This is a genomic window from Acutalibacter sp. JLR.KK004 (assembly GCF_036941085.1).
Classification (GTDB): Bacteria; Bacillota; Clostridia; order Oscillospirales; family Acutalibacteraceae; genus Acutalibacter.
On the sequence record NZ_JAYMNQ010000003.1, the window covers coordinates 107,609 to 127,112 of the forward strand.

Genomic DNA, 19,504 nt, shown 5'->3' on the forward strand with positions numbered 1-19,504 from the left:
GAAGCTTCCGGCCCGTTTTATCGTAAACGCGCCGGAGGCTTCTCTCTGGAACCGTTGTGCTTTATTCTTGGGTTTCCCCCTTGTCCTCCAGCAGGGTAATAGTAACCGTAAACTCGCTGGAGGTGCCGCCATTTTCTGGGGCGGGCCTGTAGAGGGTGACTGTGACCTCATCGCCGGGGACGTACCGCAGCAGCAGGTTGGAAACGTCCCGCAGGGAGGAAACAGGCTCGTCATCCAGGGCGGTGATAATGTCCCCTGCCTGGGCTTTTGTGCCGGTAAAGGCGCTGTCCTCGTTTATCTCTGTGATGGCCAGGCCGGCAGGCACGCCCAGCATGGCGGAGGTGCCGCTGTCTATCTCCCGTATCATAATGCCCAGCCGGGTGCGGCCCTTGATATAGCCGCCGGAAAGCAGTTCGTTGATAATGGGTCGGGCTTCGCTTATAGGGATGGCAAACCCCATGCCCTCATAATTCTCTGTAACAATTTTAGAAGAATTGATGCCTACCACCTGGCCGTACATGTTCACCAGCGGCCCGCCGGAGTTGCCGGGGTTAATGGCGGCGTCGGTCTGGATATAGGTCATGCCATTTGCGCTGTACTGCCCCGCTTCCCGGTGCAGGCCGGAGACAATGCCCCGGGTAAGGGAATTGGCGTACTTTGTGCCGCCAGGGTTGCCCAGGGCCATAACCCACTCGCCCATGGAAAGCTCTTCTGTGTCCCCAAAGACAGCGGGGGTAAAATTGTGATCATTTGTCTTGATAACCGCCAGATCCGTGGTGCGATCCACTCCCACCACCACAGCGTCATATTCCTGTCCGTCATAGGTTTGCACAGTCACCCTGGCGCTTTTGGAGTTTAACACCACATGGGCATTGGTAATCATATAGCCGTCTGCCGTAGCGATAATGCCTGTGCCCTTGCTTTCAGAAGTCTGGCCCTGGCGGGTGAGGGTGGCGGAAATGGCTACGGTGGATTTCACCATCTTGTCATAAACTGCCTCTGGCTCCAGCGTCTCCCCCTGGGGCTTTGGCTCCAGGCTGATGCCTTCCCGGTTGGGGGTCACGTCCACGTCAGGCAGATCCTCTATCTCCTCGTCCTCTGCTGGAGGCAGGCTCTCCTCCGGCTGGCTTTCCGGCGGGAGGGGATCAGGCTCCATATACTCCTCCGGCAGTAGGGGCGCGCGGTCAGGAGACTGCAGCTCTGCTACAAGGTAAATCCCGAAACCCACCAGGGCGCCTGCCACCAGGATGGAAAGAATCCATAAAAACACCTTTAAAGCCAGGGGCTTTTTCTTTTTAGGCGGCGGGGACTGCTGCTCTGGGGCGGGATAAGGGGCATAGGGCGCGGTAGCCGGATACCCGCCATAATAGGGGGGCGCTGCTGCCCCGGCTTGAGGAGGGATTCCACCGTAATACCCGGCATAGCCCCCGTAATAGGGCTGCTGGGCATTTGCCCCCTGCTGGTTCATATAGCCGGGCTGGCCCTGCCATGGGGCCTGGGGCGGCACAGGCTGAGACGGGTAGGGCGGCGCGTATCCCGGCTGGCCCGGCCATACAGGAGGGGGCATAGCGCCTTCCTGCTGCAAAGGCGTGCTTCCAGGCTGGGGGTATCCCTGCCAGGGCGGGGGAGGCAGGGGCTGCTGCACAGGGGCTTCCCCGCCCTGCACTCCTGCCGGCGCGCCGCTGGAAACATCCTGCCATAAGGGCGGCGTTTCCTCTGCCGGGGCCTGCTCCCCTCCCTGCGGAGGCGGGGCTTCCGGGTACACTGGCTCTGCCGTTTCCAGCGGCACAGGTTCGCTTTCCTCCGGGGATTCCGGCGCGGGGGGCTGGCTGAAGCCGTCCTCCACAGGCTCCCGGGGCTGTTCTGCCTGCTCCTCCTGGGGGAGATCTTTATTTTCCATGTCCGTCATCTTCCTTACTCCTTTCAGGGGCCTGCCCCTCTGTATCCTGCTTGTCGTTTTTATCGCGCTTGTCGTGCTTGTCAGGCCTGCGCCTGCCCTCCCGGGATTTTTGCTCCTTGCGGGGGGGAGGGTCTTTCAGCTTCGGCGGTTCCGGAGGTTTGGGGATGGTAAACTCAAAGCGGCAGTATTCCCCCTGCACAGAGCTAACATGGATGTCCCCGCCATGGAGCTTCAAAATGGTGCGCACCAGGTACAGCCCCAGGCCCATGCCGTTTTTATCCCGGCTGCGGGATTTGTCCCCTTTGTAGAACCTGTCGAACACCATGGGCAGATCCTCCGGGGCAATGCCCGGCCCGGTGTTTTCAATGACCACGGTGGTGCGGTCAATGCCGTCTATAACGCTGGGAGTGATGGAACCCCCTGCATTGGTAAATTTTACCGCATTTTCTACCAGGTTATACACCACCTGGTGCAGTAAATCCGGATCCCCGTATACAGTTTGGGGGGAAGCCTCCTCCAGCCCCCGGATTTCTATCTGTTTTTCGTCTATGCTCTTTTCAAAGGTGAGCAGGGTGGTGACGATGGTGCTGGTAATGTCGAACCGGGCGGGATGGATTTCCATTTCCCCGCTGTCAATGCGGGACAAGTCCAGCATGGATTTCACCAGCCGGGAAAGGCGCTTCACCTCGTCTGAAACGATGTGCAGGTATTTGCCCTGCTCCTCCTCGGGAATAGTGCCGTCCAGGATGCCGTCGATGAACCCGGCGATGGTGGTCATGGGGGTTTTCAGCTCGTGGGAAACGTTTGCGATAAAGCTGCGGCGCATACCCTCGGAATTTGTCAGGGAGTCTGCCATGTTGTTGAAGGAGACGGCAAGCTGGCCCAGCTCGTCGGCGCTTGTCACCGGCACCCGCATAGAAAAGTCCCCGTCCCCAAAGCTTCTTGCCGCCGCGGACATCTGCCGCAGGGGCTTTACCAGCCGGAAGGAGAAGGCCCCGGCCATGCAGAAGGTGACGCAGATGGCCGCCAGGGAGGAAATGAGAAAGATTTTAAAGGCCTCCCCCTGCACCGCGTTCATGGAGGCGGCGCTGGTGGCGGCAAACACCGCCCCCACTGTGGGGCCGCCGTCCTGTACGGACATGGGCACGCCGATAATGTAATACCGGCTTTTATACAGGCCTCCAAAGCTGTCCCGGCCCTCATACATGCCCTTTGCCGCCTGAGACACAAACTGCCCGGGCACCGATTCCGGGGATTCCAGCTTGCTGTTGGGATAGTTTCCCAACAGAATGCGTCCCTCCAGGTCTGTGATGAAGATGTCCGCGTCAATGCTCAGGGAAAACCCGGAGATAAAAGTTTTCAGCAGCTCGGTCTGCAATTCATACTGGCCCGGGGATTTCTCCGATAAAAACCGCCTTGCCACCCCGGCGATAGAGCCGGCGTTCTGGGTAAGCAGATCCTTTTTCTCCGCCCGCCAATACTGCCCGAAAAACACCATCAGCACGCTGCCCGTCATCACAAAGCTTAGGAGGACGATGCTCATGGTGATGCCCAGATATCTTTTAAAAATGCTTTTCTGCACCTTGCCCTCCCTTTTGCCGCCGGCAGCCAAAGGGGCAAAGCCCCTTTGGAATCCCGCGATTCGCTTTCCGCATGCGGCAGGTTTCCTACCCGCGTCTCGGACGCGGCGTTACGTTGCGTCTTTTACTTCAAATTTATAGCCCACGCCCCAGACGGTTTTCAAAGCCCACTTGTCAGAAACGCCTTCCAGCTTTTCCCGCAGGCGCTTCACATGCACGTCCACTGTGCGGCTGTCTCCGTAATAGTCAAAGCCCCACACCTCGTCTAAAAGCTGGTCCCGGGTGAAAACCCGGTTGGGGTTGGAGGCCAGGTGGTAAATCAGCTCCATCTCCTTGGGAGGCGTGTCCACCTGCTGGCCCTTTACCCGCAGCTCGTAATTTGTCAGGTTGATGGTAAGGTTTTCATAGGAGACTTCCTTGCTGTCATCCTGCCTGCCGCTGTTCCTGCCGCTGCGGCGCAGCACCGCGTTTATCCGGGCCACAACCTCCTTGGTTTCAAAGGGCTTCACCACATAATCGTCCGCCCCCAGCTCCAGGCCCAGCACCTTGTCGAACACCTCGCCTTTAGCTGTGAGCATGATAATGGGCACAGAGGATTTCTTCCGCAGCTCCCGGCACACCTGCCAGCCGTCCAGGCCCGGCAGCATAATGTCCAGCAGAATCAGGTCTGGGGAAACGCTGTCAAACATTTTCAGGGCCGTTTCCCCATCGTTTGCAATGGAGGCCTCAAAGCCTTCTTTCGCAATATACAGCCGCAAAAGCTCGCAGATATTGGTATCGTCGTCCACTATCAGGATTTTTCCAGTCGCCATGGTTCTTCTCCCTCTTCTTTTGCCTTTATATTTCCTTATATAATTATAGTTCCCCGGGCTTTGCGCCCGATTGCACGCCAGGGTGATTTTCGTCCAAGCTTATTCTACCGTGTAACTATGGCAAAATCAAGAAGTTCCGGTGAATTTTATGTGAAGACGGGCCATGGGGGCGGGCTTTGAAAAAGTGGAAATTTTTTTAAAAAACCACTTGCAATGGGGCTTTAGCTGTGGTATTATAATGGAGCGTGACTGCACAGGCATGGGAAAACTATGCCAGATATGCGATGAAGCGGGAGGTTGCGGCTGTACCAGCCGGTTTTTCCGTGGAGTATGTCCGATTTTAAACCGGGCGAAAGAATTTATGCGGCTGGAACCATCGGGAGTTTCCCGGCAGGCCGGCAAGCGCCGCATGAAGGATTTTTATGGGTTTCGGCTCTTCCCGGGGGTCCGCTTGGCGGATTTCCGGTTTTTCTATGCCGCAGGTGGAAACACCCGGCTAAGTGTTAAAAACCCACAGCGCCCGCCGCGAAGAATTTTTTCAAGGAGGCGATCTACAAGTGGCAGTCAAAGAAAAGATCAGAATCAGGATAAAAGGGTACGACCATCAGTTGGTGGACCAGTCATCTGAAAAGATTGTGGCAACCGCCAAGCGCACAGGCGCCCGGGTTTCCGGCCCTGTGCCCCTGCCCACCGAAAAGCAGATTATCACCATCCTGCGCGCTGTCCATAAGTATAAGGACAGCCGGGAGCAGTTTGAAATGCGCACCCACAAGAGGCTGATCGACATTCTCAGGCCCAGCAACAAGACTGTGGAAGCCCTTATGGGCCTGGAACTCCCCGCCGGCGTTGAAATCGAAATCAAGCTGTAATTAAAGATTTTGGCTTCAACCTACCGGGACGGAGGGTCATGTCGGGGAAACCCGACCAATAACCTGATGGGGCGCGGGACGCCCCCGGAGTAGAAAGGAAAGGCAAGACATGAAAAAAGGCATCATCGGCAAGAAGATCGGCATGACGCAGATTTTCGATGAAAAGGGCAAGGTTATCCCTGTAACAGTGGTAGAGGCCGGCCCTTGCGTGGTAACGCAGAAAAAGACCCTGGAGAACGACGGCTATGAGGCCGTGCAGGTGGGCTTTGGCGACCAGAAGCCCCAGCGCGTGAGCAAGCCTCTCATGGGGCACTTCAAGAAGGGCGACGTGGCCCCCAAGAAAACCCTCAAAGAGCTTCGGCTGGAGGACATCAGCGGCCTGAACGTTGGCGACCTGATTAAGGCCGACGTGTTCGAGGCAGGGGAAAAGGTGGACGTAACCGGCACCAGCAAGGGCAAGGGCTACGCAGGCGTTATCAAGCGCTGGAACTTCCACCGCCTGAAGGAATCCCATGGTTCCGGCCCTGTGGTGCGCCACGGCGGATCCAGCGGCGCGTGCTCTTCTCCCTCCCGCGTATGGAAGGGCCTGAAGATGGCCGGCCATCTGGGCGCTGAGACTGTTACCGTGCAGAACCTGACAGTAGCAAAAGTGGACGCGGAAAACAACCTCATTGCCATCAAGGGCGCCATCCCCGGCCCCAACGGCGGCATCGTAGTTGTCCGCGACACTGTGAAAGCATAAGGGAAGGAGGAAATGAGAATGCCTACTATCGCAGTTTTGAATATGCAGGGGCAGGAAGTGGGCCAGCAGGAGCTGAGCGAAGCAGTGTTTGGCATCACCCCCAACGTGTCCGTTATGAACGACATGGTAAAATGCTATCTTGCAAACCAAAGGCAGGGCACTCAGTCCGCCCTGACCCGTTCCGAGGTTTCCGGCGGCGGCCGCAAGCCCTGGCGCCAGAAGGGCACAGGCCATGCCCGGCAGGGCAGCACCCGGGCGCCCCAGTGGACCCATGGCGGCGTCGTGTTCGCCCCCAAGCCCCGGAGCTACCGTTACACGCTGAATAAGAAAGTAAAGAGGCTGGCTATGCAGTCCGCCCTTTCCTCTAAGGTGCAGGACGGCGAGATGATCGTGCTCGACCAGATCAGCACCAGCGAGTTTAAGACCAAGACCATCGCAGCCATGCTCAAGGCAGTGGGCAGCGAGAAGAAGGCGCTGATTGTGCTGGATACCGTGGACGAGAAGGTTATCGCTTCCGCCCGGAACATCCCCGGCGTCAAGACCGCCCAGGTGAACACCCTGAACGTGTACGACATCCTGGGCGCAGACAAGTTCATCGTGGTCAAAGACGCGGTGGCGAAAATTGAGGAGGTGTATGCGTAATGGCGGCACAGGACATCATTATCCGCCCCATCATTACAGAAAAGACGATGGATGGCACCACCCAGAAGAAGTACACCTTTGAGGTTGACAAGAAGTCTACCAAGATAGATGTAAAGAGAGCTGTAGAAGAGCTGTTCGGCGTAAAGGTGCAGAAAGTGAACACCCTGCATGTGCGGGGCCGGATGCGCCGGCAGGGCCGTTTCGAGGGATACACCCGCTGCTGGAAAAAGGCTGTGGTCACCCTCACCGAGGACAGCAAGACCATCGAGTTCTTCGAGAGCATGGTCTAGCAGCGTGACGCTGCACCCGGGACGCGGGCGGCAGAAGCGGAAAGCTTCCGCCGCGCAATAGGGATTGCGCGGCTCAGGCGAGCCATCGCGTACCCGGGGTGCTCCCGGCAAGCGTAACGCTTGACCTAAGACGCGGGGGACATGAGAGGGAAGCTTCCGCCGCGCAATAGGGATTGCGCGGCTCAGGCGAGCCATCGCGTGACCGGGGTGCTCCCGAATGTCCTTTATACAGTTGCATTTTTTAATATCGGAAGCCACGCGGAGAACGCGTGGTGCAGCGTGAGCGCGGAATCCTGATTACGCGCGGACTGTTCCCTCACAGGCAGTGAGCAGAGCGAACGGACCCGTGTCTTGGATATGCACAAATGCAAATGCTTCGCATTAGCATTGCGTCGCGTTGCACGCTGCGGCAAGAATGGGGGAGAATGCCGCCCCCGCAAAGCCAAATAGTAGGAGAGTGAAACAAAAAATGGCAATTAAGAATTACAAGCCGACCACGGCGGCAAGGCGCAACATGTCCGTAACGGACTACACGGGCCTTTCCAAAAACGGGCCGGAGAAAAGCCTTCTGGCCCCCCTGGACAAGAAGGCGGGCCGCAACAGCTACGGCCGCATTACCGTCCGCCATCGCGGCGGCGGCAACCGCAAGAAGTACCGCATTATCGACTTCAAGCGCCAGAAGCACGACATGGACGCTACCGTGCTTTCTATTGAATACGATCCCAACCGCTCCGCTTTCATCGCCCTGGTGGAATATGAGGACGGCGAAAAGCGGTATATCCTGGCCCCCCATGGCCTGAAGGCCGGGGACAAGGTGGTGTCCGGGGCCGACGCCGACATCAAGCCCGGCAACGCGCTGCCCCTGAAGAACATCCCTGTGGGTACTTTCATCCACAATGTAGAGCTGTATCCCGGCAAGGGCGCCCAGCTTGCAAGAGCCGCGGGCATCATGGCCCAGCTTATGGCAAAGGAGAACGGCATGGCCCTGCTGCGTCTGCCCTCTGGCGAACTTCGGAACGTGCCTGAGTCCTGCATGGCCTCCATCGGCCAGGTTTCCAACATCGACCATGAGAACGTGAAGCTGGGCAAGGCCGGGCGCAAGCGCCACATGGGCTGGCGTCCCACGGTGCGCGGCTCTGTTATGAACCCCAACGACCACCCCCACGGCGGCGGCGAGGGCAAAAGCCCTGTGGGCCGTCCTGGGCCTGTCACTCCCTGGGGCAAGCCTGCTCTGGGTTACAAGACCCGCAAGCATCACAACCGCAGCGACAAGTTCATTGTGCGCAGAAGAAACGGCAAGTAAGCACGGGAAAGGAGCGAACAGAATATGAGCAGAAGTCTGAAAAAAGGACCTTTCGTACAGCCCGTGCTGCTGAAAAGGGTACAGGCCATGAACGAGGCCGGGGAGAAGAAGATTGTGAAAACATGGAGCCGCGCCTCTATGATTTTCCCCGATTTCGTGGGCCACACCATTGCGGTACACGACGGGCGCAAGCACGTCCCCGTATATATCACCGAGGACATGGTGGGACACAAGCTGGGAGAGTTTGCCCCCACCCGTACCTTTAAAGGGCACGCCGGCTCGAAGACGACCAAGTAAGGAAGGAGCAGAGAGTAAATGGAAGCGAAAGCAGTTTTGAACTATACCCGTATCTCTCCCCGCAAGGTCTCTATCGTGCTGGATCTCATCCGCAACAAGCCGGTTGACCTTGCCGCCGCTATCTTGAAGCACACACCCAAGGCAGCCTGTGAGGACCTGCAGAAGCTCTTGAAGTCTGCCGTGGCAAACGCGGAGAACAACTTCAACATGGATAAGGGGAGCCTCTATGTTTCCCAGTGCTATGTGACGCCCGGCCCCATCCTCAAGCGGATCCGGCCCAGCGCCCACGGCAGGGCTTTTCGGGTGCTGAAGAGAACCTCTCACATCACCATCGTGGTGAAGGAAAAAGAGTAAGCGGTAAGGAGGCAAAGTTATGGGACAAAAAGTTAATCCCCACGGTTTGCGTGTGGGCGTTATTAAAGACTGGGATTCCCGGTGGTTCGCCAAGGACAACGTGTTCGGCGACACCCTGGTAGAGGACTACAACCTGCGCAAGGCCCTGAAAAAGCAGCTCTACTCCGCAGGCATCCCGAAAATAGAGATTGAGCGCGATGCGTCCAAGGTGCGCATCCACATCCACTGCGCCAAGCCCGGCATGGTTATCGGCAAGGGCGGCGCGGAGATTGAGAAGCTGCGGCAGCAGTGCGAGAAGATGCTGGGGAAACCCGTTGTCATCAATATCGTAGAGGTGCGTCAGCCTGACCTGGACGCCCAGCTGGTGGCAGAGAACATCGCCTCCCAGCTCGAGCGCCGCATCTCTTTCCGCCGGGCCATGAAGGGCTGCATCGGCCGCAGCATGCGCCTGGGCGCCAAGGGCATCAAGACAAAGGTTTCCGGCCGTTTGAACGGCGCGGACATTGCTCGCAGCGAAGAGTATCACGACGGCACCATTCCCCTGCAGACCCTGCGGGCCGACATTGATTACGGCTTTGCAGAGGCTGCCACCACCTATGGCCGGGTAGGCGTAAAGGTGTGGCTGTATAAGGGCGAGGTTTTGAATGACAACCGGGGCGAGCGGCCCGAGCGTCCCCGCCGGGAGGACCGCCGCGACCGCCGGGATCGCCGTGACGGCGACCGCCGCCGTACAGACAAAAGGGAAGGAGGGCGCAGGTAAATGCTACTGCCAAAGCGCGTTAAATACCGCCGCGTCCAGCGCGGCCGCATGAAGGGCAAGGCCCTTCGGGGCAACACTGTCACCTACGGTGATTTTGGCCTGCAGGCTTTGGAGCCTGCCTGGATCACATCTAACCAGATCGAGGCCGCCCGTGTTGCCATGACACGTTACTGCAAACGTTTCGGCAAAGTCTGGATTAAGATTTTCCCCGATAAGCCCGTAACCCAGAAGCCCGCCGAAACCCGCATGGGTTCCGGTAAAGGTTCCCCCGAATACTGGGTAGCCGTGGTAAAGCCAGGCCGCGTTATGTTTGAGCTGGGCGGCGTGCCCGAAGCCACCGCCAGGGAGGCCCTCCGCCTTGCGGCAAACAAACTGCCGGTCAAGTGCAAATTCGTAGCTAAAGAAACGGAGGCGTAGAAAATGAAAGCTTCAGAGATCAGAGAATTGACCGCTGACGAGCTGAACAGCAAGCTTCAGGACCTGAAGGCCGAGCTTTTCAACCTGCGCTTCCAGCTCGCTATCAATCAGCTCGACAACCCCATGCGTATCTCCGCTGTCAAGCGGGACATTGCCCGGGTGAAAACCGTCATCCGCGAGAATGAACTTAGCGCCGGGAACGCATAAGGGAAGGGAGGATAAAATACGTGAGCGAAGCTAGAAATATGAGAAAAACCGCTGTCGGCCGGGTAGTCAGCAACAAGATGGACAAGACCGTGGTGGTCGCCATTCAGGACAGCGTGAAGCACCCCATTTACAACAAGGTCATCAAGCGCACTGTGAAGCGCAAGGCCCACGACGAGGAGAACACATGCAGCGTGGGAGATCGGGTACGCATTATGGAGACCCGCCCCCTTTCCAAGGACAAGAGATGGCGCCTGGTCGAGATCATCGAGAAGGCCAAGTAAGGCTTTTGCAGGCTTGTTACGAAATTATTTGGCTTTGTAAGCAAAGGAGGAACGTACTGTGATTCAACAGCAGTCTTACCTCAAGGTGGCCGACAACACGGGCGCAAAGGAGCTTATGTGCATCCGTGTCTTGGGCGGCACCGGCAGGAGGTATGCCAATATAGGCGACGTGGTGGTGGCTTCCGTGAAGAAGGCGGCCCCCGGCGGCGTAGTGAAAAAGGGCGACGTGGTAAAGGCGGTTATCGTCAGATCCGCTTCCGGCGTGCGCCGCGAGGACGGCACGTATATCCGCTTTGACGAGAACGCGGCCGTTATCATCCGTGACGACAAGAACCCCAGGGGCACCCGCATCTTTGGGCCGGTGGCCCGCGAGCTGCGCGACAGGGAATATCTGAAGATCCTGTCCCTGGCACCGGAAGTGCTTTGATGGAGGTGCGCGTAAGATGAATAATAAGGTTCATGTGAAAACCGGCGATACCGTTGTGATCTTAAGCGGCAAAGACCGCGGCAAGAAAGGTAAGGTCATGCAGGTAAGCCCCAAAGAGGGCAAGGTCATCGTAGAGAACGCAAACTTTGTGCAGAAGCATGTGAAGCCCCGCAGAATGGGCGAGCCTGGCGGCATCATCAAGGCCGAGAGCGCCATTTACGCCTGCAAGGTGCAGGTAGTATGCCCCCGCTGCGGAAAGCCCACCCGCGTAGGCCACAAAGTCCTGCAGGACGGCACCAAAGAGCGCATTTGCAGGAAATGCGGCGAGTCGCTGTAAGGGAGGGAGAAGAACACATGGCAAGAATGAAGGATTTCTACAAGGCTGAGGTTGCCCCCGCTCTTATGAAGAAGTTCGGCTACAAGAGCGTTATGCAGATTCCGAAGCTGGAGAAAATAGTCATCAACGTAGGCGCGGGCGAAGCCAAAGACAACCTGAAGGTTATCGACGCTATCAGCGGCGACCTGATGAAGATAACGGGCCAGAAGCCCGTGGTGTGCAAAGCAAAGAAGTCCGTTGCGAACTTCAAGCTGCGTGAAGGCATGCCCATTGGCGTGAAGGTGACGCTCAGAGGCGAACGGATGTATGAGTTTTTAGACAGGCTCTTTAACGCGGCCCTGCCCCGTGTCCGCGACTTCCGGGGCATCAACCCCAATTCCTTTGACGGCAGGGGCAATTACAACATGGGTATCAAAGAGCAGCTCATCTTCCCGGAAATCGACTATGATAAGGTGGATAAGGTGCGCGGCATGGATATCTGCTTTGTTACCACCGCCCATACAGACGAAGAAGCCCGTGAGTTTTTGACGCTGATGGGCGCGCCGTTTACAAGATAAGGAGGGTTTACTGTGGCCAAGACTTCTATGAAAATCAAGCAGCAGCGCGGGCAGAAGTTCTCCACGCGGGAATACAACCGCTGCAAGATCTGCGGAAGGCCCCATGCCTACCTTCGGAAATTCGGTATTTGCCGCATCTGCTTCAGGGAGCTTGCCTATAAGGGCGAAATCCCCGGGGTAAAGAAGGCAAGCTGGTAAACATTAGGAGGTAAAGCTATGCAAGTTACAGATACAATCGCCGATCTGCTCACCCGTATCCGCAACGCCCAGTCCGCGAAGCACGATACCGTGGAGGTGCCTGCCTCTAACATGAAGAAGTCCATCTGCCAGATTCTGCTGGACGAGGGCTATATTAAAAACTTCACCGTGGCAGAGGACGGCAAGCAGGGCGTTATCACCATCACCCTGAAGTATGCTGCCGGCCGCACGCCGGTTATCAAAGGCCTCAAGCGCGTTTCAAAGCCTGGCCTGCGGATTTACAGCGGCGTGGAGGAACTGCCCAAGGTTATGAAGGGCCTGGGCGTGGCCATTGTTTCCACCAGCCATGGCATCATGACAGACAGGGCCGCCAGGAAGGCAAATGTCGGCGGCGAAGTGCTGGCATTCATTTGGTAAAAAGAGGGGGTGCGCGAATATGTCGAGAATTGGAAGAAAACCCATAAATATTCCCGTCGGCGTCGATGTTGCAATTGACGGCAGCGTTGTTACAGTGAAGGGGCCTAAGGGCACCCTGACCCAGAGCTTCAACCCGGTTATCACCATCCAGAAGGAAGGGGAGGAAATCTTAGTCACCCGCCCGGATGACCAGAAGGAATCCCGCTCCCTGCACGGCCTGACCCGGACCCTGGTGCAGAACATGGTGCTGGGCGTAACGGAAGGCTTCTCCAAAACCCTGGATGTGCAGGGCGTTGGCTACCGTGTGCAGAAGCAGGGAAAAGACCTGGTGATGAACCTGGGCTATTCCCATCAGGTGATCGTTTCGGAAAACGAGGACATCAAGATCGAGGCCCCGAACCAGAACACCATTGTCATTTCCGGCATTGATAAGCAGAAGGTCGGGCAGTTTGCGGCGGAAGTCCGCGAGAAACGGCCCCCCGAGCCTTATAAGGGCAAGGGCATCCGCTATCAGGGCGAGTATGTGCGCCATAAGGAAGGCAAGGCCGGCAAGGGCGCTAAAGGCTAATGGTTAAGGAGTTGAGAAGAAATGGTCAATAAGGCAGATACAAATAAAGCGCGCCTGCGCCGCCACAAGAGGGTGCGGGGCAAAATAGCCGGCACCGCGGAGCGGCCCCGGCTGAATGTGTTCCGCTCCTCTACAAACATTTACGCCCAGATTATCGACGATACAGCCGGACGCACCCTGTGCGCGGCCTCCAGCCTGGACAAGAGCTTTGAAGGCAAGGGCGGCAACAAGGAAGCGGCCCGCAAGGTGGGCAAGATGATTGCGGAAAAGGCAGCAGAAAAAGGCATTACCAATGTGGTCTTTGACCGCGGCGGTTATATCTTCCACGGCCGCGTCAAAGAGCTGGCCGAAGGCGCCCGCGAGGGCGGCCTCAACTTCTAAGAAGGAGGAATACCATTTTGGCTAGTAATATCGACGCAACGACACTGGATATGCAGGAGCGCGTGGTTTCCATCAACCGCGTAGCCAAAACTGTAAAGGGCGGCCGCGTAATGAAGTTTTCCGCCCTTGTTGTAGTAGGCGACGGCCAGGGCACCGTGGGCTTTGGCATCGGGAAGGCCGCCGAAGTGCCCGACGCTATCCGCAAGGGCATTGAGGACGCCAAGAAGAACCTGACAAAGATTGCCCTCAGAGGCAGCACCATCCCCCACGAGATTGTGGGCGAGTTTGGCGCTGGAAAGGTGATTTTGAAGCCCGCCGCCCCCGGTACCGGCGTTATCGCCGGCGGCCCTGTGCGTGCTGTGGTGGAAAGCGCGGGCATTAAGGACATCCGCACCAAGGCCCTGCGTTCCAACAACCCCTGCAACGTGGTGCGCGCCACCATGGCTGGCCTTACCCAGCTTCGCACTGCAGAAGAGGTGGCCGCCATCCGCGGGAAGACCGTGAAGGAAATTCTGTAAAAAGGAGGGCTTGAAGGTGAAAATCACTTTGGTAAAGAGCCTGATTGGCTGCAAGAAGGATCAAATAGCCACAGCCCTCTCTTTGGGGCTTAAAAAGGTGGGGGACTGCGTGGAGCAGCCCGACAACCCCCAGACCCAGGGCAAGATTAAGAAAATAGGCCATCTGGTCACAGTCAGTAAGTAAGCTTTAAGGAGGTGCGTGACAATGAAGCTCAATCAGCTAACAGCTACGCCCGGCGCTACAAAAGAGCGTAAGCGCATTGGCAGAGGCTATGGCGCTGGCACCGGCAAGACCGCCGGCAAGGGCCACAAGGGCCAGAAGGCCCGGGCAGGCCATGGTATGCGGCCCGGCTTTGAAGGCGGCCAGATGCCCCTGCAGCGGCGTATCCCCAAGCGCGGCTTTAACAATATTTTCGCAAAGGACATCGTTTCCGTAAACGTGGGAAGCCTGAACGGCTTTGAGGACGGCGCCGCGGTAGACGCTGCCGCTCTCATGGAAGCAGGCATTATCAAGAAGTGCGGCGACGGCGTGAAGATCCTTGCAAACGGGGAGCTGACAAAAAAGCTTACCGTAAAGGCCAGTGCTTTCTCTGAGGCGGCGAAAGCCAAGATCGAAGCCGCTGGCGGGAAGGCCGAGGTGATCTGAGTTGCTGAACACGATAAAAAACGCGTGGCGGATACCGGATCTGCGGAAAAAGATGCTGTTTACCCTGTTTATCATCATCGCGTTCCGCTTTGGCTCTGTGATTCCCATTCCGTTTTTAGACATGAATAGCTTACAGGCCCTGATGGAGAGCGCAAGCGCCAACACGGCCCTGGGCTATATCAACATGCTGACAGGCGGCGCGTTCCAGTATGCCTCCCTGTTCGCCATGGGCATTACCCCCTATATCAACAGCTCCATCATTATGCAGCTTTTGACCATCGCCATCCCTGCTTTAGAGCGTTTGCAGAAGGAAGGCGAGGAGGGGCGCAAGAAGATTGCCACCATCACCCGGTTTGTCACTGTGGGCCTGGGGCTTATCCAGGGCGTGGCCTATTATATCTACCTGCGCAGTTCCGGCATTGTGAAGTACACTGCCGGGGCGGGCGGCGTGTTTGTAGGCTTTGTCATTGTGCTGGCCTTTACGGCAGGCACGGCCCTCATTATGTGGATGGGCGAGCAGATTAACGAGAAGGGCATTGGCAACGGCATTTCCATGATCCTGTTTGCAGGCATTGTGGCAAGGCTTCCCGTCACCTTCGGATCTGTCTGGCAGTATTTCAAGCTGGGCCTGGACAGCCCCTCTACAGCCGGGCACTTCCTGGTGCTGGCCCCCCTGTTCATCGTGCTGTTCCTGATGGTCATCTGGGTTATCGTCTTTATGAACGAAGCCGAGCGGCGCATCCCGGTGCAGTATGCCAAAAAGGTGGTAGGCCGCAAGATGTACGGCGGGCAGAGCACGTTCCTGCCCATCAAGGTGGCTATGAGCGGTGTTATGCCCGTTATCTTCGCCAGTGCCATCCTGTCCATTCCCCAGTTCGTCCAGTTCTTCGCACATCCCGCTGAAGGCACCTTCTGGGCTTCTGTCCTGAATGCCTTCCAGCAGACCGGATGGGTTTATATCATCCTGTATTTCCTGCTGATCGTGATGTTCGCGTATTTCTATATGTCCGTCCAGTATAACCCACTGGAAATGGCCAATAATCTCCGCCAGAGCAACGGCACCATCCCGGGCCTCCGTCCCGGCAAGCCTACGGCGGATTTCATCGCCAAAATCCTCTCCAAAGTAACCCTGATTGGCGCGCTGTTCCTGGCCTTCGTGGCCCTCATCCCCATCATCTTCACCAATATCACCGGCATGGGCGGCCTGTCCTTAGGCGGCACCTCCGTCATCATTATTGTTGGCGTGGCGCTGGAGACTGTGAAGCAGTTGGAGTCCCAGATGATGATGCGCCATTACAAGGGCTTCCTGGATTAAGGCAGTACCCCGCAGACTGGTAGAAACGGGGGCTGCTTACCGGCTGGGAATCCGCCCAGCCAAAAGAGCGCTCCCCGGATAACGCAGGAGACCCCCAAAGGGCAGGCGTGCAAAACGCCGCCGGGGGCGGCTCCGGCGGGTATTTGAGAAAGGGAGTTTTGCTATGAAGCTGATTCTTTTAGGTGCCCCGGGCGCCGGCAAAGGCACCCAGGCGGAAATTATTTGCCAGAAGAAAAATATACCCACAATCTCCACGGGGAATATCCTCCGTGAAGCGCTGAAAAGCGGCACAGAGATGGGGCTGAAAGCCAAGAGCTATATGGAAAGCGGCCAGCTTGTGCCTGATGAAATCCTCATCGGCATCATCAAAGACCGCCTCTCTGAGGAGGACTGCCAGAACGGGTTCATCCTGGACGGCTTCCCCCGCACCATCCCTCAGGCCGAGGCTCTGGACGCCATGGGGGTGGAGATCGACGCGGTACTGGATATTGAAGTACCCGACGAAGAGATCGTCTCCCGCATGTCCGGACGCCGTGTCTGCGAAGCCTGCGGCTCTTCCTACCATGTGCAGTACAAACAGCCCAAGGAGGAGGGCAAATGCGATAGCTGCGGCGGCACCCTTGTTCAGCGCAAGGACGACCACCCGGATACAGTGAAGGAACGCCTGGAGGTGTACCACACCCAGACAGAGCCTTTGAAGGAGTATTACTCCAACCAGGGCAAGCTGCTGGTGGTCCATGGCCAGGATGAGGTGGAGAAAACCACCAAGCTGGTATTGGAGGCTTTGGAGGATCTTTCATGATCGTGCTGAAAACGAGCCGGGAGCTTTCCATTATGCGGAAAGCCGGGAAAATCTCGCAGACAGCACTACGCCTTGCCGGTGAGGCTGTACAGCCCGGCACCTCCACATGGGAGCTGGACAAAATAGTGCACAGCTATATTACGAAGATGGGGGCTACCCCCAGCTTCCTGCACTATAACGGCTTTCCGGCCAGCGCATGTATATCTGTAAACGACGTGGTGATCCATGGCATACCCAAAAAGGAAACCATCTTGAAGCGGGGCGACATCGTCAGCATAGACGTGGGGGCCTGCTATAAGGGGTTTCACGGCGACAACGCCTGGACCTTCCCCTGCGGAGAAATAAGCGGGGAAGCGCAGGCGCTGCTGGACGCTACCGAGCAGGCGCTGTTTAAAGCCATTGAGCAGGCCCGCCCCGGCAACCGCCTGGGGGATATCGGCAGCACAGTGCAGGGGTATGTCGAAGCTCGCAATTACTCGGTGGTACGAGAATTTGTCGGCCACGGAGTAGGTGCGAAGCTGCACGAAGACCCAAGCGTCCCCAATTACGGCACCTCCGGCAGGGGGGTGCGGCTGCAGGCCGGGATGACCATAGCCATAGAGCCTATGATAAATCTTGGCCGCAAAGAAATAGAGGTATTAAAGGACGGCTGGACCACTGTGACAAGGGATCATTCCCTGTCAGCCCATTTTGAGCACACAGTGGCTATCACCCCTGACGGCCCCGTTATCCTCACCCGGCTGGACTGAGGGGTGCGGGATGGAAATAAAACGGGGGCAGGTGGTCAGGTCTATAGCAGGCCGTGACAAAGGGGATTTCCTGGCAGTGCTGGGAACGGAGGGGCCATGCCTCTGGGTGTGCGACGGCAAGCGCCGCCCCCTGGAGAGGCCCAAGCGCAAGAAGCCGTTCCATGTGGCGGCTACCGCCACGGTGCTTCCCGAGGAAGCCCTGAGAACCAATCGACAAATACGTTCCGCCCTCCGGCCTTTCCGGGACAGGGCGGGGAAATCGTAAGTACGGAGGTTTTTGCCTAATGTCAAAGCAGGACGTAATTGAAGTGCAGGGCGTTGTGAAAGAAGCCCTGCCCAACGCGACGTTTCAGGTTGAGCTGCAAAACGGCCACACGGTGCTGGCCCACATTTCCGGCAAGCTGCGCATGAACTTCATCCGCATCCTGCCGGGGGATAAGGTCACCATGGAGATGTCTCCTTACGACCTTACCAAAGGGCGCATCACCTGGCGTTCTAAGTAAGCGATAGTGAGAAACAACCCGTACCAAGGAGGGTAAAGTTATGAAAGTAAGGCCTTCTGTGAAGAAGATGTGCGAAAAATGCAAGATCATCAAGCGCAAGGGCAAGGTCATGGTCATCTGTGACAACCCCAAGCACAAGCAGCGCCAGGGCTAATTTTTTGGAGGTGTAACAATGGCTCGAATTTCCGGTATCGACCTGCCCAGAGACAAGCGCATTGAAATCGCGCTGACCTATATCTATGGCATCGGCCGTAAGACCGCTTCTAACATTTGCGCCAATACCGGCGTGAACCCCGACATCCGCGTGCGCGATCTTTCTGAGGACGACACTGCGAAGCTCAGGGACTATATCGACAAGAACTGCCATGTGGAAGGCGATCTGCGCCGCGACGTGGCCTTCGATATCAAGCGCCTTATTGAAATCGGCTGCTACCGGGGCGTGCGCCACCGCAAGGGCCTGCCCGTAAGGGGCCAGCGCACCAAGACAAACGCCCGGACCCGCAAGGGCCCCCGCAAGACAATGGCTAACAAGAAGAAGTAAGGAGGGGTTTATCACATGGCAGCACAAAAGGGCGTAAAGGGTACGGTGCGCCGCCGCCGCGAGCGTAAGAATATCGAGCGCGGGGCAGCCCATATCCAGTCCACATTCAACAACACCATCGTCACCATCACCGACACCCAGGGCAACGCAATCTCCTGGGCAAGCTCCGGCGAGCTGGGCTTCCGCGGTTCCCGCAAGTCCACCCCCTTCGCCGCGCAGACTGCCGCTGAGACTGCCGCCCGCCTGGCTATGGAACACGGCATGAAGTCTGTAGAGGTCTATGTAAAGGGGCCTGGCGCCGGGCGTGAAGCCGCTATCCGCGCCCTGCAGGCAGCGGGCCTGGACGTCTCCATGATCAAAGACGTTACGCCCATCCCCCACAATGGATGCCGTCCTCCCAAGAGAAGACGCGTGTAAATGCAGCAATAATTAGGAGGTTACTCAGAATATGGCAAGATATACAGAAGCCGTGTGCAAGCTGTGCCGCCGCGAGGGCCAGAAGCTGTTCCTCAAGGGCGAGCGGTGCTACACAGACAAGTGTGCCATCAGCCGCCGGGCATATGCCCCCGGCCAGCATGGCCAGGGCCGCAAAAAGACATCCGAATATGGCCTGCAGCTTCGCGCCAAGCAGATGACCCGCCGTTTCTATGGCGTGCTGGAAGGCCAGTTCCACCACTACTACGAAATGGCCACCAAGATGCCCGGCAAGGCTGGCGACAACCTGCTGATTTTACTGGAGTCCCGCCTGGATAACGTGGTGTACCGCTGCGGCTGGGCAAACTCCCGTGCCGAGGCCCGCCAGCTTGTGGTTCATGGGCACTACACGGTAAACGGCAAGAAAGTGGATATCCCTTCTTATCTCTGTAAGCCCGGCGAGACTGTTGCCATTAAGGACGGCAGCCGCCAGAGCGATAAATTCAAGGCTGTGCTGGAAGCTAACTCCGCCCGGCCCACTCCCAAGTGGCTGGACGTAGACGCCCCCAACGCGCAGGCGAAGATTGCCGAGATGCCCACCCGTGAGGACATCGATCTGGAAGTGGACGAGACGCTCATCGTCGAGTTGTACTCCAAGTAAGAGTAGGCTGTGGCAA

The 19,504-nt window shown here is 57.5% G+C and carries 33 protein-coding genes; 30 read left to right on the forward strand and 3 right to left on the reverse strand.

All coding sequences use genetic code 11. From position 1 onward, the window contains the following. Nucleotides 1-61: 61 nt before the first annotated feature. The 3 genes from VSQ30_RS18220 to VSQ30_RS18230 all read right to left on the reverse strand — a co-directional run bounded on the left by VSQ30_RS18220 (nucleotide 62) and on the right by VSQ30_RS18230 (nucleotide 4,292). Nucleotides 62-1,909 carry a trypsin-like peptidase domain-containing protein gene (locus tag VSQ30_RS18220; RefSeq protein ID WP_334466258.1) on the reverse strand — a complete coding sequence of 616 codons (1,848 nt, stop codon included), beginning with the start codon at nucleotides 1,907-1,909 and terminating at the stop codon, nucleotides 62-64. Further along, nucleotides 1,890-3,482 carry an ATP-binding protein gene (locus VSQ30_RS18225; protein WP_334466259.1) on the reverse strand — a complete coding sequence of 531 codons (1,593 nt, stop codon included), beginning with the start codon at nucleotides 3,480-3,482 and terminating at the stop codon, nucleotides 1,890-1,892. The genes VSQ30_RS18220 and VSQ30_RS18225 overlap by 20 nt, the downstream gene beginning before the upstream one ends. Nucleotides 3,483-3,590: 108 nt before the next feature. Beyond that, a complete protein-coding gene (locus tag VSQ30_RS18230; protein WP_160642102.1) occupies nucleotides 3,591-4,292 on the reverse strand; it encodes a response regulator transcription factor in 702 nt (233 codons plus the stop codon). 557 nt (nucleotides 4,293-4,849) lie between these two features. On the opposite strand from VSQ30_RS18230, the gene rpsJ reads away from it, so the two are divergent. The 30 genes from rpsJ to rpsD all read left to right on the forward strand — a co-directional run bounded on the left by rpsJ (nucleotide 4,850) and on the right by rpsD (nucleotide 19,488). Then, nucleotides 4,850-5,161 carry a 30S ribosomal protein S10 gene (gene rpsJ, locus VSQ30_RS18235; protein WP_016405529.1) on the forward strand — a complete coding sequence of 104 codons (312 nt, stop codon included), beginning with the start codon at nucleotides 4,850-4,852 and terminating at the stop codon, nucleotides 5,159-5,161. Between the two features lie 109 nt (nucleotides 5,162-5,270). After that, nucleotides 5,271-5,903, forward strand: a complete 633-nt coding sequence (gene rplC / locus VSQ30_RS18240) for a 50S ribosomal protein L3 (RefSeq protein WP_334466265.1) — start codon at nucleotides 5,271-5,273, stop codon at nucleotides 5,901-5,903. A gap of 18 nt (nucleotides 5,904-5,921) precedes the next feature. Continuing rightward, a complete protein-coding gene (gene rplD, locus VSQ30_RS18245) occupies nucleotides 5,922-6,545 on the forward strand; it encodes a 50S ribosomal protein L4 (RefSeq protein ID WP_160642104.1) in 624 nt (207 codons plus the stop codon). Then, nucleotides 6,545-6,835, forward strand: a complete 291-nt coding sequence (gene rplW / locus VSQ30_RS18250; protein ID WP_160642105.1) for a 50S ribosomal protein L23 — start codon at nucleotides 6,545-6,547, stop codon at nucleotides 6,833-6,835. Before rplD ends, rplW begins: the two co-directional genes overlap by 1 nt. A 469-nt stretch (nucleotides 6,836-7,304) precedes the next feature. Then, the gene (gene rplB / locus VSQ30_RS18255) at nucleotides 7,305-8,138 is read left to right on the forward strand and encodes a 50S ribosomal protein L2 (protein WP_334466269.1); all 834 of its coding nucleotides are present in this window, start codon (nucleotides 7,305-7,307) and stop codon (nucleotides 8,136-8,138) included. A gap of 24 nt (nucleotides 8,139-8,162) precedes the next feature. Further along, nucleotides 8,163-8,435 carry a 30S ribosomal protein S19 gene (gene rpsS / locus VSQ30_RS18260; protein ID WP_160642107.1) on the forward strand — a complete coding sequence of 91 codons (273 nt, stop codon included), beginning with the start codon at nucleotides 8,163-8,165 and terminating at the stop codon, nucleotides 8,433-8,435. Between the two features lie 18 nt (nucleotides 8,436-8,453). Further along, the gene (gene rplV / locus VSQ30_RS18265) at nucleotides 8,454-8,789 is read left to right on the forward strand and encodes a 50S ribosomal protein L22 (RefSeq protein ID WP_160642108.1); all 336 of its coding nucleotides are present in this window, start codon (nucleotides 8,454-8,456) and stop codon (nucleotides 8,787-8,789) included. Nucleotides 8,790-8,808: 19 nt separating this feature from the next. Next, on the forward strand, nucleotides 8,809-9,549 hold the full coding sequence (gene rpsC / locus VSQ30_RS18270; RefSeq protein WP_160642109.1) for a 30S ribosomal protein S3: 741 nt from the start codon (nucleotides 8,809-8,811) through the stop codon (nucleotides 9,547-9,549). Next, on the forward strand, nucleotides 9,550-9,966 hold the full coding sequence (gene rplP, locus VSQ30_RS18275) for a 50S ribosomal protein L16 (RefSeq protein WP_160578504.1): 417 nt from the start codon (nucleotides 9,550-9,552) through the stop codon (nucleotides 9,964-9,966). 3 nt (nucleotides 9,967-9,969) lie between these two features. Beyond that, nucleotides 9,970-10,173, forward strand: coding sequence for a 50S ribosomal protein L29 (gene rpmC, locus VSQ30_RS18280; RefSeq protein WP_160578505.1), 204 nt, complete (start codon nucleotides 9,970-9,972; stop codon nucleotides 10,171-10,173). Between the two features lie 38 nt (nucleotides 10,174-10,211). Then, entirely contained in the window at nucleotides 10,212-10,454 is a 243-nt protein-coding gene (rpsQ, locus tag VSQ30_RS18285; protein ID WP_160642199.1) for a 30S ribosomal protein S17, read from the forward strand. Between the two features lie 58 nt (nucleotides 10,455-10,512). Then, nucleotides 10,513-10,881 (forward strand): 50S ribosomal protein L14, encoded by a 369-nt coding sequence (rplN, locus tag VSQ30_RS18290; RefSeq protein WP_160642110.1) that lies wholly within the window; start codon nucleotides 10,513-10,515, stop codon nucleotides 10,879-10,881. 16 nt (nucleotides 10,882-10,897) lie between these two features. Further along, nucleotides 10,898-11,218 carry a 50S ribosomal protein L24 gene (rplX, locus tag VSQ30_RS18295; RefSeq protein WP_160642111.1) on the forward strand — a complete coding sequence of 107 codons (321 nt, stop codon included), beginning with the start codon at nucleotides 10,898-10,900 and terminating at the stop codon, nucleotides 11,216-11,218. Between the two features lie 17 nt (nucleotides 11,219-11,235). Then, nucleotides 11,236-11,775, forward strand: coding sequence for a 50S ribosomal protein L5 (gene rplE, locus VSQ30_RS18300; RefSeq protein ID WP_160642112.1), 540 nt, complete (start codon nucleotides 11,236-11,238; stop codon nucleotides 11,773-11,775). Nucleotides 11,776-11,787: 12 nt separating this feature from the next. Next, nucleotides 11,788-11,973 (forward strand): type Z 30S ribosomal protein S14, encoded by a 186-nt coding sequence (locus tag VSQ30_RS18305; protein ID WP_160642113.1) that lies wholly within the window; start codon nucleotides 11,788-11,790, stop codon nucleotides 11,971-11,973. Nucleotides 11,974-11,991: 18 nt separating this feature from the next. Further along, complete coding sequence (gene rpsH / locus VSQ30_RS18310) at nucleotides 11,992-12,390, forward strand: 30S ribosomal protein S8 (protein WP_160642114.1); 399 nt, start codon at nucleotides 11,992-11,994, stop codon at nucleotides 12,388-12,390. Nucleotides 12,391-12,409: 19 nt separating this feature from the next. Further along, complete coding sequence (gene rplF, locus VSQ30_RS18315) at nucleotides 12,410-12,958, forward strand: 50S ribosomal protein L6 (protein WP_334466283.1); 549 nt, start codon at nucleotides 12,410-12,412, stop codon at nucleotides 12,956-12,958. Nucleotides 12,959-12,979: 21 nt separating this feature from the next. Next, nucleotides 12,980-13,339 carry a 50S ribosomal protein L18 gene (gene rplR / locus VSQ30_RS18320; RefSeq protein WP_160642116.1) on the forward strand — a complete coding sequence of 120 codons (360 nt, stop codon included), beginning with the start codon at nucleotides 12,980-12,982 and terminating at the stop codon, nucleotides 13,337-13,339. A gap of 50 nt (nucleotides 13,340-13,389) precedes the next feature. Next, nucleotides 13,390-13,857: a 30S ribosomal protein S5 gene (gene rpsE / locus VSQ30_RS18325; protein WP_160642200.1), complete on the forward strand. Its 468-nt coding sequence runs from the start codon at nucleotides 13,390-13,392 to the stop codon at nucleotides 13,855-13,857. Nucleotides 13,858-13,867: 10 nt separating this feature from the next. Continuing rightward, the gene (gene rpmD / locus VSQ30_RS18330) at nucleotides 13,868-14,041 is read left to right on the forward strand and encodes a 50S ribosomal protein L30 (protein WP_160642117.1); all 174 of its coding nucleotides are present in this window, start codon (nucleotides 13,868-13,870) and stop codon (nucleotides 14,039-14,041) included. A gap of 21 nt (nucleotides 14,042-14,062) precedes the next feature. Further along, nucleotides 14,063-14,503 (forward strand): 50S ribosomal protein L15, encoded by a 441-nt coding sequence (gene rplO / locus VSQ30_RS18335; RefSeq protein WP_160642118.1) that lies wholly within the window; start codon nucleotides 14,063-14,065, stop codon nucleotides 14,501-14,503. A 1-nt stretch (nucleotide 14,504) separates the two neighbouring features. Continuing rightward, on the forward strand, nucleotides 14,505-15,818 hold the full coding sequence (gene secY / locus VSQ30_RS18340) for a preprotein translocase subunit SecY (RefSeq protein WP_334466284.1): 1,314 nt from the start codon (nucleotides 14,505-14,507) through the stop codon (nucleotides 15,816-15,818). A gap of 163 nt (nucleotides 15,819-15,981) precedes the next feature. After that, complete coding sequence (locus VSQ30_RS18345; protein ID WP_160642120.1) at nucleotides 15,982-16,620, forward strand: adenylate kinase; 639 nt, start codon at nucleotides 15,982-15,984, stop codon at nucleotides 16,618-16,620. Further along, nucleotides 16,617-17,369 (forward strand): type I methionyl aminopeptidase, encoded by a 753-nt coding sequence (gene map / locus VSQ30_RS18350; RefSeq protein WP_160642121.1) that lies wholly within the window; start codon nucleotides 16,617-16,619, stop codon nucleotides 17,367-17,369. The genes VSQ30_RS18345 and map overlap by 4 nt, the downstream gene beginning before the upstream one ends. Before the next feature lie 10 nt (nucleotides 17,370-17,379). After that, the gene (locus VSQ30_RS18355) at nucleotides 17,380-17,634 is read left to right on the forward strand and encodes a KOW domain-containing RNA-binding protein (RefSeq protein WP_237076187.1); all 255 of its coding nucleotides are present in this window, start codon (nucleotides 17,380-17,382) and stop codon (nucleotides 17,632-17,634) included. Between the two features lie 19 nt (nucleotides 17,635-17,653). Continuing rightward, entirely contained in the window at nucleotides 17,654-17,872 is a 219-nt protein-coding gene (gene infA, locus VSQ30_RS18360) for a translation initiation factor IF-1 (protein WP_066862280.1), read from the forward strand. A 40-nt stretch (nucleotides 17,873-17,912) separates the two neighbouring features. Continuing rightward, nucleotides 17,913-18,026: a 50S ribosomal protein L36 gene (gene rpmJ / locus VSQ30_RS18365; protein ID WP_016404088.1), complete on the forward strand. Its 114-nt coding sequence runs from the start codon at nucleotides 17,913-17,915 to the stop codon at nucleotides 18,024-18,026. An 18-nt stretch (nucleotides 18,027-18,044) separates the two neighbouring features. After that, the gene (gene rpsM / locus VSQ30_RS18370; protein WP_160642123.1) at nucleotides 18,045-18,413 is read left to right on the forward strand and encodes a 30S ribosomal protein S13; all 369 of its coding nucleotides are present in this window, start codon (nucleotides 18,045-18,047) and stop codon (nucleotides 18,411-18,413) included. 15 nt (nucleotides 18,414-18,428) lie between these two features. After that, nucleotides 18,429-18,830 (forward strand): 30S ribosomal protein S11, encoded by a 402-nt coding sequence (gene rpsK / locus VSQ30_RS18375; protein ID WP_160642124.1) that lies wholly within the window; start codon nucleotides 18,429-18,431, stop codon nucleotides 18,828-18,830. 31 nt (nucleotides 18,831-18,861) lie between these two features. Beyond that, entirely contained in the window at nucleotides 18,862-19,488 is a 627-nt protein-coding gene (gene rpsD, locus VSQ30_RS18380) for a 30S ribosomal protein S4 (protein WP_160642125.1), read from the forward strand. Nucleotides 19,489-19,504 lie beyond the last annotated feature (16 nt).